The 15,173-nt window shown below is 73.4% G+C and carries 14 protein-coding genes; all 14 read right to left on the bottom strand.

Annotation, left to right across the window (positions count from 1 at the left end; genetic code table 11):
- Positions 1-165 precede the first annotated feature (165 nt).
- Positions 166-1,371, bottom strand: a complete 1,206-nt coding sequence (locus ACGF2Y_RS32815) for a cytochrome P450 (protein WP_392954992.1) — start codon at positions 1,369-1,371, stop codon at positions 166-168.
- Positions 1,372-1,454: 83 nt separating this feature from the next.
- Positions 1,455-2,123: a response regulator gene (locus ACGF2Y_RS32820; RefSeq protein ID WP_392954994.1), complete on the bottom strand. Its 669-nt coding sequence runs from the start codon at positions 2,121-2,123 to the stop codon at positions 1,455-1,457.
- Positions 2,120-3,568, bottom strand: coding sequence for a sensor histidine kinase (locus ACGF2Y_RS32825; RefSeq protein ID WP_392954996.1), 1,449 nt, complete (start codon positions 3,566-3,568; stop codon positions 2,120-2,122). Before ACGF2Y_RS32825 ends, ACGF2Y_RS32820 begins: the two co-directional genes overlap by 4 nt.
- Before the next feature lie 130 nt (positions 3,569-3,698).
- Positions 3,699-4,526 carry an SDR family oxidoreductase gene (locus ACGF2Y_RS32830; RefSeq protein WP_392954998.1) on the bottom strand — a complete coding sequence of 276 codons (828 nt, stop codon included), beginning with the start codon at positions 4,524-4,526 and terminating at the stop codon, positions 3,699-3,701.
- Between the two features lie 115 nt (positions 4,527-4,641).
- On the bottom strand, positions 4,642-5,547 hold the full coding sequence (locus ACGF2Y_RS32835; protein ID WP_392955000.1) for an alpha/beta hydrolase: 906 nt from the start codon (positions 5,545-5,547) through the stop codon (positions 4,642-4,644).
- Between the two features lie 123 nt (positions 5,548-5,670).
- Positions 5,671-6,933 carry a kynureninase gene (gene kynU, locus ACGF2Y_RS32840; protein ID WP_392955002.1) on the bottom strand — a complete coding sequence of 421 codons (1,263 nt, stop codon included), beginning with the start codon at positions 6,931-6,933 and terminating at the stop codon, positions 5,671-5,673.
- A complete protein-coding gene (locus tag ACGF2Y_RS32845) occupies positions 6,926-7,774 on the bottom strand; it encodes a tryptophan 2,3-dioxygenase family protein (RefSeq protein ID WP_392955004.1) in 849 nt (282 codons plus the stop codon). Before ACGF2Y_RS32845 ends, kynU begins: the two co-directional genes overlap by 8 nt.
- A 139-nt stretch (positions 7,775-7,913) precedes the next feature.
- Positions 7,914-8,327 carry a DUF3151 domain-containing protein gene (locus ACGF2Y_RS32850; protein WP_392955006.1) on the bottom strand — a complete coding sequence of 138 codons (414 nt, stop codon included), beginning with the start codon at positions 8,325-8,327 and terminating at the stop codon, positions 7,914-7,916.
- A gap of 226 nt (positions 8,328-8,553) precedes the next feature.
- On the bottom strand, positions 8,554-10,071 hold the full coding sequence (locus ACGF2Y_RS32855) for a DHA2 family efflux MFS transporter permease subunit (RefSeq protein WP_392955008.1): 1,518 nt from the start codon (positions 10,069-10,071) through the stop codon (positions 8,554-8,556).
- A 113-nt stretch (positions 10,072-10,184) separates the two neighbouring features.
- On the bottom strand, positions 10,185-11,348 hold the full coding sequence (locus ACGF2Y_RS32860) for a MalY/PatB family protein (protein WP_392955010.1): 1,164 nt from the start codon (positions 11,346-11,348) through the stop codon (positions 10,185-10,187).
- 96 nt (positions 11,349-11,444) lie between these two features.
- Positions 11,445-12,476 (bottom strand): class II fructose-bisphosphate aldolase, encoded by a 1,032-nt coding sequence (fbaA, locus tag ACGF2Y_RS32865; protein ID WP_392955012.1) that lies wholly within the window; start codon positions 12,474-12,476, stop codon positions 11,445-11,447.
- A gap of 239 nt (positions 12,477-12,715) precedes the next feature.
- On the bottom strand, positions 12,716-13,255 hold the full coding sequence (pyrE, locus tag ACGF2Y_RS32870) for an orotate phosphoribosyltransferase (protein WP_392955014.1): 540 nt from the start codon (positions 13,253-13,255) through the stop codon (positions 12,716-12,718).
- A gap of 43 nt (positions 13,256-13,298) precedes the next feature.
- On the bottom strand, positions 13,299-14,093 hold the full coding sequence (locus tag ACGF2Y_RS32875; RefSeq protein ID WP_392955016.1) for an aldose 1-epimerase: 795 nt from the start codon (positions 14,091-14,093) through the stop codon (positions 13,299-13,301).
- A 39-nt stretch (positions 14,094-14,132) separates the two neighbouring features.
- Complete coding sequence (locus tag ACGF2Y_RS32880; protein ID WP_392955018.1) at positions 14,133-15,134, bottom strand: SRPBCC domain-containing protein; 1,002 nt, start codon at positions 15,132-15,134, stop codon at positions 14,133-14,135.
- Positions 15,135-15,173 lie beyond the last annotated feature (39 nt).

A 15,173-nucleotide genomic window follows, 5' to 3' on the forward strand; every position in this document is an offset into this window, starting at 1 on the left:
GGGCGGGGGGGGGGGGGGGGGGTGTGGGGGTGGGGGGGGGGGGGGGGGGGGGGGGGGGGGGGGGGGGGGGGGGGGGGGGGGGGGGGGGGGGGGGGGGGGGGGGGGGGGGGGGGGGGGGGGGGGCCCGCCCCCCCCCCCCCGGCACCTCCGCCCTGCGCCTCCGCCCTACACCTCCGCCCGCAGCTCCGTCAGCCCCCGGATCACATACCCCGGCTGCCACTCCGGCTCGGCGGTCATCCGCAGCGCGGGCGCCTTCCGCAGCAGCTCGCCGAAGGAGGCGGTCAGCTCCAGCCGGGCCAGCGGGGCGCCCAGGCAGAAGTGGATGCCCGCGCCGAAGGTGATGTGCGGGTTGTCCTCCCGGGACAGGTCCAGCGTGTCCGGGCGCGCGAACCGCTCCGGGTCCCGGTTGGCCGAGCCGAACAGCAGCGCCACCTCCGACCCCCGCCCGATCACCTGGCCATCGATCTCGATGTCGTCCAGCACCCAGCGCTCGAACATCTGCAACGGGGTGTCGTAGCGCAGGAGTTCCTCGATCGCGGTGGGCAGCAGCGCGGGGTCGGCGCGCAGGGCGGCCAGCTGTTCCGGATGGTGGAAGAGCGTGCGCCAGCCGTTGACCGTGGTGTTCACCGTCGCCTCGTGACCCGCGTTCAGCAGGAGCACACAGGTCGAGATCATCTCCTGCTCGGTCAGCCGCTCGCCCTCGTCGTGGGCGGCGATGAGGGCCGAGATCAGGTCGTCGCCCGGGTCCGCGCGCCGCTCGGTGATGAGCCCGCGCAGATACGCGGAGAAGTCGACGGACGCGCGGACGGCGGCCTCCGCGGTGGCCTCGGAGGGGTTCAGCTCGAACATCCCGCAGATCGCCGCCGACCAGGGCCGCAGCAGGGCCCGGTCCGCCTCCGGGACGCCCAGCATCTCGGCGATCACCGCGACCGGCAGCGGCTCCGCGACATCGGCCAGCAGGTCCCCGCCGCCCTTCGCCACGAACGCGTCGACCAGCTCGGCCGCCAGCCGCCGTACGGTCGGGGCGAGGTTCTCGACCGTACGCGGGGTGAACGCCTTGGAGATCAGCCGCCGGATCCGGGGATGGTCGGGGGCCTCCAGATCGAGGATGCCCTGCCCGTTGAGCGTGGTGAACGGCTCGTGCGCGGCGGGCGGCGGGGTGCGGCCGAACTCCTCGTGGCTGAAGCGGTGCAGATACGTCCGGCCGAGCCGCCGGTCACGCAGCAGAGCCGATACGTCGGAGTGGTGCGGGATCAGCCACTGCCCCGTCGGCTCGAACCAGTGCGCCCGGCCGGCGGCGCGCAGCGCGGCGTAGGCGGGGTAGGGATCGGCGACGAACGCGGGCGACCAGGGATCGAAGGACACGTGCATGTCCTGACGCTACCCGCGCCCGCGCGCACCGCAAAGGGGTCGGCCCCTGTCCCGTAGTCGGCCCCTGTCCCGTATCCCGGCCGCTACCCCGGGGTGACCAGCCGTGCCTCGTACGCGAAGACCGCCGCCTGGGTCCGGTCGCGCAGCCCCAGCTTCACCAGGATGCGGCTGACGTGCGTCTTGATCGTGGACTCGGCGACGATCAGGTGCGAGGCGATCTCCGCGTTGGAGAGGCCCTGCGCGATCAGGACCAGCACCTCCGTCTCGCGTTCGGTGAGATCCCCGATCCGGGCCAGGGCGGGCGGCCGCGGGGCCTCCGCGAGCTTGGAGAACTCGGTGATCAGCCGCCGGGTCACCGTCGGGGCGAGCAGCGCCTCGCCCGAGGCCACCACCCGTACCCCGTCGGCGAGCTGCCGGGCGGAGGCGTCCTTGAGGAGGAAGCCCGAGGCCCCGGCCCGCAGCGCCTGGTAGACGTACTCGTCGAGGTCGAAGGTCGTCAGCACCAGGACCTTCGCGTCGGCGTCCCGCGCGACGATCTCGCGGGTCGCCTCGATGCCGTTCATCTCCGGCATCCGGATGTCCATCAGGACGACGTCCGGGCGCAGGGCGGCGACCTGGGCGAGGGCCTGGTGCCCGTCCACCGCCTCGCCCACGACGGTGATCCCCGGCATCGCGTTGAGCAGGACGGAGAAGCCCTCGCGGACCATCATCTGGTCGTCGACGATCAGGACCCGGATGTCGGTGTCGCTCATGCGCGGCCGTCCCGTTCGATGACGACCGTGTCGGCGTTGCTGCCGGTCGCGCCCGTGTGGCGGCCGGTCGTGTTGCTGCCGGTCGCGCCCGCGTCCGTGTTCGCGTCCGTGTGGCCGCCGGTCGTGTTGCGGCCGGCCGCGTCACTGCCGGTCGCGTCACCGCCCGTCGCGTCCCGTGTCTCCCGCTCCTCGGACAGCGGTACGGGCAGGAACACCGCGATCTCGTACCCGCCGTCCGCCGTCGTCCCGGCCGTCATCTCGCCGTTCAGCATCGCGACCCGCTCCCGCATCCCGGTGATCCCGTGCCCGGCCCCCGGCGAGGGCTTGACCAGGCCGCGCGGGGGTCCGTTGACCACCCGCAGTCCGAGCCCGCCGAGGACATAGCCGAGCTCGACCTTGGCGGAGGCGCCCGGCGCGTGCCGCAGGCTGTTGCTCAGGGCCTCCTGGACGATCCGGTACGCCGACAGCTCGACGCCCTGCGGCAGCTCGCGGACGGCCCCGGTGATCACCTTCTCCGTCTCCAGGCCCGTCTCGCGGACGTTGTCCAGGAGCCCGTCGAGCGCGGCGAGGGTGGGCTGCGGGGCGTCCGGGGCCTCGTAGTCCTCCGCCCGTACGACTCCGAGGACGCGGCGCAGCTCGGTGAGGGCGGCCACGGCGTTCTCCCGGATGGTGACGAAGGCCTGCTCCAGCTCCGGCGGCGGGTTCTCGACCCGGTAGGGGGCGGCCTCGGCCTGGATCGCGACGACCGACATGTGGTGGGCCACCACGTCGTGCAGCTCCCGGGCGATGGTGGTGCGCTCCTCCAGCAGGGTGCGCCGGTCGCGTTCGACGGCGGTGACGGTGCGCTGCACGGTGACCTCGCGCTCGGCGTCGCGCCGGATCTGGACCACGGCGACGACGAGCAGCGCGAAGGCGGTGAGGGTGGTCAGGGGCGCGGTGACGGACGGGTCGCCGCCCTCCGCCAGCATCCCGAACAGCAGAGTCAGCAGCCACATCCAGGCGGCGGTGCGGGGCCGGGTCCGGGCGGCCACGACCACCATGACCGCCATCTGCGCCCCGATGGTGCCCGCCCCCCACAGCTCACCCGTCAGGATCCCGCAGAAGACGGTCGCCAGCATCGAGCCCCAGAACGCGGCGACCGGCCTGATGAGGGTCATCACCACCGGAACCGCGGGCACCAGGCCCATCAGGAGGCGGAACTCCCACTCGGCGAAGCCGGCCATCATCACCAGGAAGGCGGCGAACAGCACCAGGGCGTGCGGGGTCCAGACAACGACCTTGCGCAGCCCCTCGGGCAGCCGCCGGACCATCCGTCCGTCGGGGTTCAGGGGCGGCAGGGGGCGGTAGTCGAGCGCCTGGCGGAAGAGGTCCTCCCGCAGGCCGTCCATCGCCCCTGCGGCCGCCCGGTACTCCGGGCCCTTGGTCTTTGTCTGGGTCTCGGTCACGCTCCCACGGTAGGCGGCGCCGGAGCGCGGGTCGTCAGCATCGCTACGGATTCCGGGGCGTCCCTCTCAGGGACTACCCGGCTCCGCCATGCCGCGTCAGGGACCGTGAAGCCCCTGTTCAGCGGTCTCTTCAGGCCTGCGCGCGGAAGTGGTCCGCGTGCTCCTCGGCCCACTGCGCGAAGGTCCGCGCCGGCCGCCCGGTGACCTTCTCCACTGTGTCGAGCACGGTCCGGCCCTCCGGCGGCGTGTCCCGGTAGACGTCGATCAGGAACGCGATCACGTCCTCCGGCATGCCCTGGCCCCGCCAGCTCTCCAGCGCCTGCTCCTCGGTGAGCTCGACCAGCCCGACGTGCGCGCCCCGTGCCGCGCCGATGGCCGCCGCCTTGTCGCGGACGGTCAGCACCTGCGGGCCGGTGACCAGGTACGCCTGGCCGCCGTGGCCGTCCTCCGTGAGGGCTGCGGCCGCCACCGCCCCGATGTCCGACTCGTGGACCATCGCGCTCAGCCGGTCGACGAAGGGCTCGCGGACCACGCCGTCACTCCTGATGCCTGGCGCCCACTCCAGGGCGTTCGCCATGAACTCCACCGGCATCACGACGGTCCAGTCGAAGTCGCTCGCGCGCACCGCCGTCTCCATCGGGGTGTCCCCGCCGCCGTGGAGCACGGTCACCCGGCGCACGCCCGCCTTCCGGGCCAGGCCGAGGATCTCCTCACCGGTCTCCAGCGGGGCGAAGTAGTCACCGCCGAAGGTGATGAGGTGCAGTCCGCTCACTCCGTCCAGCGCGGGCTCCAGCGACGCCGGATCCGTGAGGTCGCCGCGTACGACGTCGACGCCGGCCGGAAGTTCCGCACGCGCCGGGTCGCGGGTCAGCGCCCGGACGTGCTCGCCGCGCTCCAGCAGCTGCTCGACCACACGGCGGCCGACCGTTCCCGTGGCTCCGGTCACCAGGATCGTCATGCGGTTCTCCTTCGTCGGTTCCCACTCCGTCCGAGCGGCACAGGACCAACGTAGAGACCCTTGCGGACAGGTTCGGTCCGCAATTGAGGCCGGGGCCGATGGAAGCCGGCGGAACTCACCAGGCGAGCTGGGTGATCTCCTCGGCCACGACGGCGCAGGCGTCGGCGGCCGGATCGATCAGCGGGAAGTGTCCGACGCCGCCGAGCAGCGTCAGCCCGACCATCTCGCCGGACCTGGCCGCCGCGTCGACGTACGCCTCGGACAGGGCCTGCGGGACGACGATGTCCTCGACGCCCTGCACGATCGCGGTGGCGATCCCGGTCGGCAGCAGCACCCCGGGGTCGGCGTGCGCCGCCCGCTCCTCGAAGTCGACCTCCCCGCCCAGGAGTTGACTGACCGCGCCGCCGCACACCCCCCGCTCGACGGCCGCCGTGAAGTCCGCGATCGGGGCCAGTGCGACGACCCCGCGCAGCGGCGGCGGGGCGGGCAGCCGCCACGGCGACCCCTCGGGCAGGACGTGTCGCGCCGCCGCCCACAGGGCGAGGTGCCCGCCCGCCGAGTGCCCGGTGACCACGATCCGCCGCACATCGGCGCCCGGCAGCTCGCGGGCGGCCAGCGCGGGCATCGCGTCCAGGGCCGCGGCCACGTCGTCGAAGGTCTCCGGCCAGCGCCCCGCGACCGGATCGGCACCGCTGGGCCGGGTGTTCTCCTCGCCGCCGCGCTGCTGCGGGATGCCGTCGCCGCCGCGCCGGTACTCCACGCTCGCCACGGCGAAGCCCCGGCGGGCCAGGAAGTCCGCGAGCGGAGAGACATGGGCCCGGTCGTACGGGGCCCGCCAGGCGCCGCCGTGCAGGAGGACGACGAGCGGGGCGCCGGTGCGGCCGTCGCGCGGGGCGAAGAAGTCGACGACCTGGTCGGGGTGGTCACCGTAGGCGGCGGACCGGTCGGGGGCGACCTCCGGATGCGCGAACGCCGACTCCATCTCGGCGACGTCCTGATCACGCGCGGCAGAATCCGACATGCTGCTCAACCGTCCTATGCCTGTGCCTGTGCCTGTGTCCTGTGCCCAACTGGGCTGACCTGCGGGGACGGTACCAGGCACACGGCACCGCCCCCGCCCGGCCGAACAGACGGTGACGACCCGTCAGCCGACGGTGTCCCCCACCGGATCCCCGGCCGGATCCCCGACCCGGTCCCCGGCGGGCACCTCGGCCAGCACCTCGGCGAGAATCCGCGCCGCCCGTTCCGTGTCGGCGAATCCGACGTACAGCGGGGTGAATCCGAAGCGCAGCACGTCCGGCCGCCGCAGATCGCCGACGACGCCCCGCTCGATCAGCCGGCGCATCACGGGCTCCGCCGCGTCACAGCCAAGGGCGACCTGGCTGCCGCGTTCGGCGTGCGGGGCCGGGGTGACGGAGGTGACCCGGCCCGCCGGCGCGTACGCCTCGACGCACTCCAGGAAGAAGTCCGTCAACGCCAGCGACTTGGCCCGCACCGCGTCCACCGACACCCCGTCCCACACGTCCAGCGCCGCTTCCAGCGTCAGCATGGAGACGATGTCGGGCGTGCCGACCCGGCCCCGTACGGAACCGTCCGCCGGGGCGTAGCCGGGGGTCATGCCGAACGGGTCGGCGTGCGAGTTCCAGCCCGGCAGGGGCGAGTCGAAGGCGGCCTGGTGGCGTTCGGCGACGTACAGGTACGCGGGCGAACCGGGGCCGCCGTTCAGGTACTTGTAGGTGCAGCCGACAGCCAGGTCCACGCCGTGCTCGTCGAGCCCGACGGGCAGCGCGCCCGCACTGTGGCAGAGGTCCCACACGGCGACGGCCCCCGCCGCGTGGACGGCGGCGGTCAGACCGGGCAGATCGTGCAGCCGGCCGGAGCGGTAGTCGACGTGGTTGAGCAGGACGGCGGCCGTACGGGGGCCGAGCGCGTCCGGTACGCCGGCGGGCGCGACGGGCACGATCCGGTGACCGGTCAGCCGGGCGGCGGCGGAGGCGATGTACCCGTCCGTGGGAAAGGTCGTCGCGTCAACCAGGATCTCGTCGCGTCCCCCGCCCGCGAGCCGGGCGGCCGCGACGACGGCCTTGAAGACGTTCACGCTGGTCGAATCGCCGACGACGATCTGCCCGGCGGCGGCCCCGACGAGCGGGGCGATCCGGTCGCCGATCCGCTCGGGCGCGGTCCACCAGCCGCTCTCGTCCCAGGACCGGATGCGCAGCTCGCCCCACTGGCGGGTGAGGACGTCCTGCACCCGGGCGGGGACGTGGACGGGGAGCGCGCCGAGGGAGTTGCCGTCGAGGTAGACGCCGTCGTCGAGCGCGAAGAGCCCCCGCCGGCCGGCGAGCGGGTCGGCGGCGTCGAGCTTCAGCGCCCGCTCACGGAGCGTGTCACGGGAGGTCTCAGACATGGCTGCGCGCCGTCCACAGCTCGGGGAACACGTTCTTCGTGGCGCGCTTCTCCAGCCAGGCCACCCCGGCGGAGCCGCCGGTGCCGGTCTTGGAGCCCATCGCGCGCCGGGTGGCGACGAGGTGGTCGTTGCGCCATCGCCAGACGAGCTCGCCGACGTCGGTGAGCAGCTCGCCGAGGCGCACCAGCTCGTCGTTCTGGTCGTCGCAGGCGTAGATCTCCGCCCACACGGCCTCGACCTCGGGCGACGGCTCGTACCGCTGGGTCAGGTCCCGCCCGGTGACGGTCTCCGGAACGGCATACCCGCGCCGGGCCAGCAGGGCGAGGGTCTCGTCGTACAGGCTGGGCTCCCCGAGCGCCTTCTCCAGCTCGGCGTACACGCGGGGCGCGCCCCGGTGCGGCACCAGCATGGAGGCGGACTTGTCGCCGAGCAGGAACTCCATCCGCCGGTACATCGCGGACTGGAACCCGGAGCCCTCGCCGAGGGATCCCCGGTAGGAGTTGAACTGGGCGGGGGTGAGTCCGGCCAGCGGCCGCCAGGACTCGTTGAGCGCCTCCAGCTCGCGCAGCGAACGCTTCAGGGCGTCGCGCGCGACGGGTATGCGGTCCTCGCGCAGGGCGCGGGTCGCGGTCTCCCACTCATGGACGATGACCGTGAACCACAGCTCCATGACCTGGGTGGTGACCAGGAAGACCATCTCGCCGGGATCGTCCGAGCGCAGGTGCTGGAGGTGGGTCAGGACATCCGCCTGGACATAGTCCTCGTACGGAGTCGTTCCCGCGAAGTCCAGGTGCGGGGTGTCCGCACCGGTGGCTTCGGGGTCGGGGTGATTCGTCGACATTTCTGTCTCCTCGACACGAGCTTCCGGGTAGCGGTCCGCCCCTTCCGTGAGGTGATGGAGCTCCGGTCCCCTGCTCGCATACTAAGCCGGACCCGCGCTGTGTGAGCGTCGGGCCCGGCTCCGGAGTGCGCGGCCGGGGTCAGCTCAGGATGTCGGCGGCGGTCGGCGAGGAGTCCCGCAGGAACGTCGAGCAGCGCTCGTGCTCCTCGCTCTCCCCGATCGACCCGGCGGCCCGCGCCAGGGCGTGCAGGGCGCGCAGGAAGCCGCGGTTCGGCTCGTGCTCGAACGGGACGGGGCCGTGGCCCTTCCAGCCGGCCCGGCGCAGGGAGTCGAGGCCGCGGTGGTAGCCGGTACGGGCGTACGCGTACGACTCGATGACCCGGCCGCCCTCGTACGCCTCGTCGGCGAGCTGCGCCCAGGCGAGCGAGGAGGTGGGGTACTTCGCGGCGACCTCGGCGGGCGGGGTGCCGGCGGCGAGCAGCTCGCGCGGCTCGGGGTCGTCGGGGAGGTGGGTCGGGGCGGGGCCCCCGAGCAGGTTCTCGTGGATGGACATGGCTCAAGTGTGCCTGCCGCGACGACCCGGCGGCACCGCGCCCCGGACCACGCCATGCGCGGCGGTACGGGCTTCAGGGGCGCCTCACCGACCACGCCCGCCGCGCACGCCGGCACTCGGCCCACACCAACGCTCCGCGCACGCCACCGACCAGCACTCGGCCCGCACCAGCGTGCCGCGCACGCCACCGCTCACCGTCCGGCCCACACCAACGCTTCCGCGCACGTCACCGCTCACCGTCCGGCCTGTGCTCCGGCTCCAGCGGTGGGGCGACGGCCCCGCAGTGCACCGTGCACTCGGGCCGCTCGCTCCGGACGGCGGCAGCGTCGGCCGGGGTGCGCACCGTCGACCAGGCGATGACCGCGCCCGCCACCAGCAGCCCGGCGCACATCGGCATCGCCCGCCGGAAGGTCGCGGCGAACTCGCCCGCGTCCCGGTACGCCTCCGGCCCCATCCCGGCGAGCAGCGGCAGGGCGGCCACCGCGATCAGCCCGGCGGCCCGCGCGGCGGCGTTGTTGATCCCGCTGGCCAGCCCCTCCCGACCGGCGTCCACGGCGGCCAGAACGGTCGCGGTGAGCGGCGCGACGACCACGACGAGCCCGGTGCCGAGCACCAGGACGGCGGGCAGCACCTCACTGACGTACGAGCCGGCGGACGGGGGGCCGGGCCCGACCCGCAGCATCAGGAGCATCCCGGCGGCGGCGAGCAGCGGGCCCACCGCGAGCGGGATACGCGGCCCGATGCGCCGCCCCAGCTCCCCGGCCGAGGCGGAGAAGAGCAGCATGAGCACGGTGGTGGGCAGCAGGGCGGTGCCCGCGCCGAGCGCGGAGTACCCGGCGACGACCTGGAGCTGGATCGCGGAGAGGAAGAAGAAGCCGCCGAGGGCCGCGTAGACGCAGAAGGTCACCACGTTGACCGAGGTGAACAGGCGGGAGCGGAAGACCGAGGGCGGCAGCATGGGGTCCGCCCGCCGCCGCTCGACCTGCACGAACGCGGCCCCGAGGAGCACGCCGCCGAGGGCCGACCCGAGCACCAGCGGCGACGCGCCCCGCTCCGGGGCCTCGATCAGGGCATACGTCACCCCGGCGAGCGCCAGCGCCCCGAGCACGGCCCCCAGCACGTCGAACCGGCCGTGCGCCGCCGGATCCCGCGACTCCGGTACGTGCCGGAGCGCGACGGGTACGCAGAGGGCGGCGAGCGGCAGATTGAGCAGGAAGACCCACCGCCATCCGGGCCCGTCGACGAGCCAGCCGCCCACGAAGGGCCCCACGGCCGCCCCGACCCCGCCGAACCCGGACCAGAGCCCCACCGCCCGCGCCCGGTCGTCCGGATGAAAGCTGGCCTGGATGATCGCGAGGGACCCCGGCGTGAGCAGCGCCCCGCCGACGCCCTGGAGGGCGCGGGCGGCGATGAGAACCCCCGCGTTCGGCGCGATCCCGCAGAGCAGCGAGGCCACCGCGAACCACACCACCCCCACCACGAACACCCGCCGCCGCCCGTACCGGTCCCCGAGGGCCCCGCCGAGGAGGATCAGCCCGGCGAGCGTGAGCATGTACGCGTTGACGGTCCACTGGAGCGCGGCCATGTCGGTGCCGAGGTCCGCGCCGATGCGGGGCAGGGCCACGTTGATGACCGTGGAGTCCAGCATCGCCATGCTGGAGCCGAGCACCGTGGTGAGAACGACCCAACGCCCGACGGACGAGGCGACCCGAATCTCACCGGGCGCGGGGGCAGCAGCAGCCATAGGAGCAGCTTCCCCCGACTCGCCCCTCCCCGCACTCGACGGACCGGTGAAAGCTCAAGCCCCTCCGGCGATTGAGGAGCGGGGGCCCGGGGGCGGAGCCCCCGGAACACCGGCTACCGCACCGCCCCCACCGCCCGCACCAACGCCGCCACCCCCCGCACAACCTTCTCCCGAGGACACCCCACGTTCAGCCGGACGAACCCGGGCGCACCGTAGACAGCACCCCCCATGACCGCCACCTTCTCCCGCTCCACCAGCACCCGCTGCAACGCGGACTCCTCCACCCCCAGCGGCCGCAGGTCGATCCACGCCAGGTATCCGGCCTGCGGCGGCGTCCACCTCAGCTCGGGAAGGCCGGCGCCCAGCCGCTCCGCGACGTGACCCAGGTTCCCCGCGACATACGCCCGTACCGCGTCCAGCCACGCCGCCCCCTCCCGGTACGCCGCGATGTGCGCGGTCAGCGAGAGAACAGCCGGCGACGCCAGCCCCTCCCCCGTCTCCATCCGCCGCAGGTACTCCGCCCGGTCGGCCGGATCGCCGATCAGCCCGTACGAACCGGTCAGCGCCGGAAAGTTGAAGGCCTTCGACCCGGAGGTGATGAGCGCCCAGCGCCCGGCCCCCGCCACCCGTGTCCAGGGCACGTGGACGCGCCCCACACCCCCCTCGTGCACGAAGTCCGCGTGGATCTCGTCGCTGATCACCGCGACCCCGTGCCGCTCCGCGAGTTCCGCCGTCCGGGCCAGCTCGTCGGCCGTCCACACCCGCCCGGTGGGGTTGTGGGGCGAGCACAGCACCAGGACCTTCGCGTCGGGCCGGGACAGCTCGCGCTCCAGCGCCTCCTCGTCCCCCACCGGCACGCCCCGCAGCTCGCGCCCGAGCCCGGTGATCGCCTTGCGGAAGCCGTCGTACGTGGGGGTGTGGACGACGACGCCGTCCCCCTCCCCCGTCCACATCCGGAGCAGCTGGGAGAGCTGGTTGAGCACGGACGGGCCGTAGACCAGCTGCCCGGTGTCGATCGTGGTGCCGTACCGGGTGGCGTACCAGTGGGCTATCGCCGAGCGGAAATCGTCATGCTGCCAGGTGGTGTAGCCGAACACCCCGTGCTCCAGGCGGGCCCGGAGCGCGGCCAGGACCTCGGGGGCCGTGGCGAAGTCCATGTCGGAGATGGTGAACGGCAGCAGCCCGTCCGCCCCGAAGCGGTCCGCGACCCCGTCCCACTGGACGCACCAGGTGCCCCGGCGGTCGACGGCGGTGTCGAAATCGTACGGCGCACCCACAACAGGCCCTCTTCTCTCTCCCGGCACGGCAACGGGCCCGGCCCTCCCCTGAAGGAAGACCGGGCCCGGCACCGTACGTCCGTGACTACGGGGCGGCTACTTCAGCTTCGTACCGGTGGAGCGCAGGTTCGCGCACGCCACGGTGACGCGCGCGGCCATGCCGGCCTCGGCGGCCTTGCCCCAGGTGCGGGGGTCGTAGGTCTTCTTGTTGCCGACCTCGCCGTCGACCTTCAGGACACCGTCGTAGTTGCGGAACATGTGGTCCACGACCGGGCGGGTGAAGGCGTACTGGGTGTCGGTGTCGAGGTTCATCTTCACGACGCCGTTCTCCAGCGCGGTGGCGATCTCCTCGGCGGTGGAGCCCGAGCCGCCGTGGAAGACGAAGTCGAACGGCTGGCTGCCGGCCGGCTTGCCGTACTTCGCGGAGACGCCCGCCTGAAGGTCCTTCAGCAGCTCGGGACGGAGCACGACGTTGCCCGGCTTGTAGACGCCGTGGACGTTGCCGAAGGAGGCGGCCAGCAGGTAGCGGCCCTTCTCGCCCAGGCCGAGCGCCTCGGCGGTGCGCAGCGCGTCGTCGACGGTCGTGTACAGCTCGTCGTTGATCTCGTGCGTGACGCCGTCCTCCTCACCGCCGGTCGGGGTGATCTCGACCTCAAGGATGATCTTGGCGGCGGCGGCCTTGGCCAGCAGCTCCTGGCCGATGGCCAGGTTGTCGGCGAGGGTCTCGGCCGAGCCGTCCCACATGTGGGACTGGAACAGCGGGTTCAGACCCTTGGCGACGCGCTCGGCGGAGACGTCGAGCAGCGGACGTACGTAACCGTCCAGCTTGTCCTTGGGGCAGTGGTCGGTGTGCAGCGCGATGGTGACGTCGTACTTCGCCGCGACGATGTGCGCGAACTCGGCCAGGGCGACCGCACCCGTGACCATGTCCTTGTTGTGCTGGCCGCCCAGGAACTCCGCACCACCGGTGGAGATCTGGACGATGCCGTCGCTCTCGGCCTCCGCGAAGCCGCGCAGGGCGGCGTGCAGAGTCTGGGACGAGGTCACGTTGATGGCCGGGTAGGCGAACTTGCCCGCCTTTGCCCGGTCGAGCATCTCGGCGTAAGCCTCGGGGGTTGCGATGGGCATCTGACCGCTCCTTGGGATGTGCGGGTGTGCAGGCTTGAGTCCCTGACCTGGGGGCGACGTCATCGTCGCCCCCATCTTCCCAGACTCTCCCTCCGGCTCCACCGGGCGGACCCCTCCGGACAGGGACGGGATACGGAGCGGGGGCGGGGGGTTTCACGTGAAACCGCCCGCCCCCGGAGAAATCCGCAGGTCACACCCTGATCATTCCGAGCAGCCCGACCGGGCCGGGTCCTGCCGGGTCAGTCCAGGTCGAGATCGGCCACCGAGTAGACGTGGACGTACGGCAGACCGGCCTCGGCGATCGCCGGGGCGGCCCCGCGCTCGACGATCACGGCGACGGCGACGACCTCGCCGCCCGCTTCGCGCACCGCCTCGACGGCGGTCAGCGGCGAACCGCCCGTCGTCGAGGTGTCCTCGACGACCAGGCAGCGGCGGCCCTTCACGTCGGTGCCCTCGATCCGGCGCTGCATCCCGTGCGCCTTCTGCGCCTTGCGGACGACGAACGCGTCCAGGCTCGCACCGCGGGCGGCGGAGGCGTGCAGCATCGAGGTGGCGACCGGGTCGGCGCCCAGCGTCAGCCCGCCGACGCAGTCGTAGTCCAGCTCGGCGGTGGCGTCGAGCATGACCTGGCCGACCAGCGGCGCGGCCTTGCCGTCCAGCGTGATCCGGCGCAGGTCGATGTACCAGTCGGCTTCCAGACCCGAGGAGAGGGTCACCTTGCCGTGCACCACGGCCTTGTCCTTGATCTGCTGGAGCAGGTCAGCGCGTACGTCAGTCATGTCCACGAGGGTAAGCGGTACGGGCCGGGCCCAGGGCCTCGCCTCAGAGCCGCGTCCAGCTCCAGGTCGTCGTGATCTCCAGCGGATCGATCGGGGTCACCAGCCGGGGCGCGGTGTTCAGCCCGTCGGGCGGCCCGGACTGCGGCTCCACACAGACGGCCTCGTCCTGCTCGTCGTAGACGACCACCCACTCGCCGCGGCTCTTCACCGTCAGCTCCAGCCGTTCCGGCCAGGTGAGCTTCACGTCCACGCCGTCGGGCATGCCGAAGCAGTCGTCCCACGGGCCGGGCAGGGGGTCGATGCGGCGGCCGGTGGGCAGATGGTCCGCACCGCGCTCCTCCTGCCAGGCGGCGTCGAAGGACAGCTCGGCGTCCCGGCCGTCGATGCCGCGGTGGAACCAGGGGTGCCAGCCGGCCTGGGCCGGGAAGGAGTTGCCGTACGTCTCGACGGCGAGGCCGAGCGTCAGCGTGTCCTCGGCCAGCTCGAAGGTCTGCGTCACCCGGCCCGGGTACGGCCAGGGCTCGACGAGGTCGTAGTAGAAGGCCGCCCGGTCCCCGTCCGCGTGGACGGTGTGCCAGGAGGTGTCCCGGCCGGTGCCGTGGATGGCGTGCGGCGGGGAGTTCAGCGGCAGCTCGTGGAGCACGTCGCCGTTGCGGAACTGCCCGTACCCGGTACGTCCGCACCAGGGCACCATCGGGAAGCAGCCGTACCGGTCGCCCTGACGGAGCAGTTCGGTGCCCCCGATCCGCAGACTGCTCATCCGGCAGCCGTTCAGGGGGTCGACGGTCAACTCGGCGTCGCCGACGGTCAGCCTGACGTTCTCTTCGCTCCTGCTCACCCGACGACCCTACTGGCCGTCACCGCCCTCCGGCTCCCGCTACCTCCGGCGGCGCAGCGCCCGGCCCAGCACCACGGCGGAGGCGAGCGCGAGGGCGGCGGCCGGGGCGACCCACCGCAGGGTGGTGCTCACCCCGCCCGCCTCCGGGGAGGGCACGGGGGCGTAGCGGCCTCGCGGGGGCGCGTGATCGACCTCCTCGGCGCTGCGCCCGATCATCGTGCGGCGGGCGTGTGCGGCCTCGGCGGGCGGTTCGTCCGGAACGGTGAACTCCACCCCGGCGACGGGGTCAAGAGAGGGCGGCGGCACCGGCGAGTCGAACACGGACCCGGAGTCGTCGTCGCCCGCACCGGCATCAGCACCGGCACCGGCACCGGCACCGGCACCGGCACCGGATTCTGAACCGATACCGGCTTCGGCTTCGGCAGCGGCTTCTGACCCGGCACCAGCTTCGGCACCGGCTTCCGGCCCGGACACAGCCCCGGCCCCGCCGCCGCCCCCGGCCTCCTCGTCACCCGCAAGCCCCTCGGCGGCCACCGCACCGTCCGCGTCGCCGCTCTCCTCGCCCTCCCCTTCACCCTCCCCCGCGTCCCGCACCGCCAGCGACTCCGTCACCAACTGCTGGGTGAAGCGGTCCAGGAGCCGGTGGGCGGCCGCGAGTGCCGCGCCCTCCGCCAGCTCGACCAGCCGCCCGTTCCCGCCGGCCGTACCGCTGTACGCGAGCGTCGTCCCGCCGTCCGCCGCCGTGAGACCGATGACCAGGTCCAGCTCGACCGCACCGGTACCCCGGGCCTCCACGCCCTTCCCGGTCACCGAGAAGCGGTGCCCGTCCGAGCCGCCGCCCGCCGGGCCGGTGAGCCGCAGCTCGCCCCGGTAGGTGATGGTGTGGCCGCCGGCCCGGAGTTTCAGCCGGCCCGCCAGGGGCGACGCCGACGCGTCGGCGTCCTGCTGGAGGCCGGGGACGCAGCGGGCGACCCGGGCGGGATCGGCCAGCGTGCGCAGCAGGGTCGGGACGGGAACCGGAACGAACACCTCATGCTCCATGGAAACCGAGCCTAATCGGCCCCGGCCCGGACGTCAGCG

Origin of the sequence: Streptomyces sp. NPDC048142 (assembly GCF_043202835.1) — a bacterium.
GTDB lineage: Bacteria > Actinomycetota > Actinomycetes > Streptomycetales > Streptomycetaceae > Streptomyces.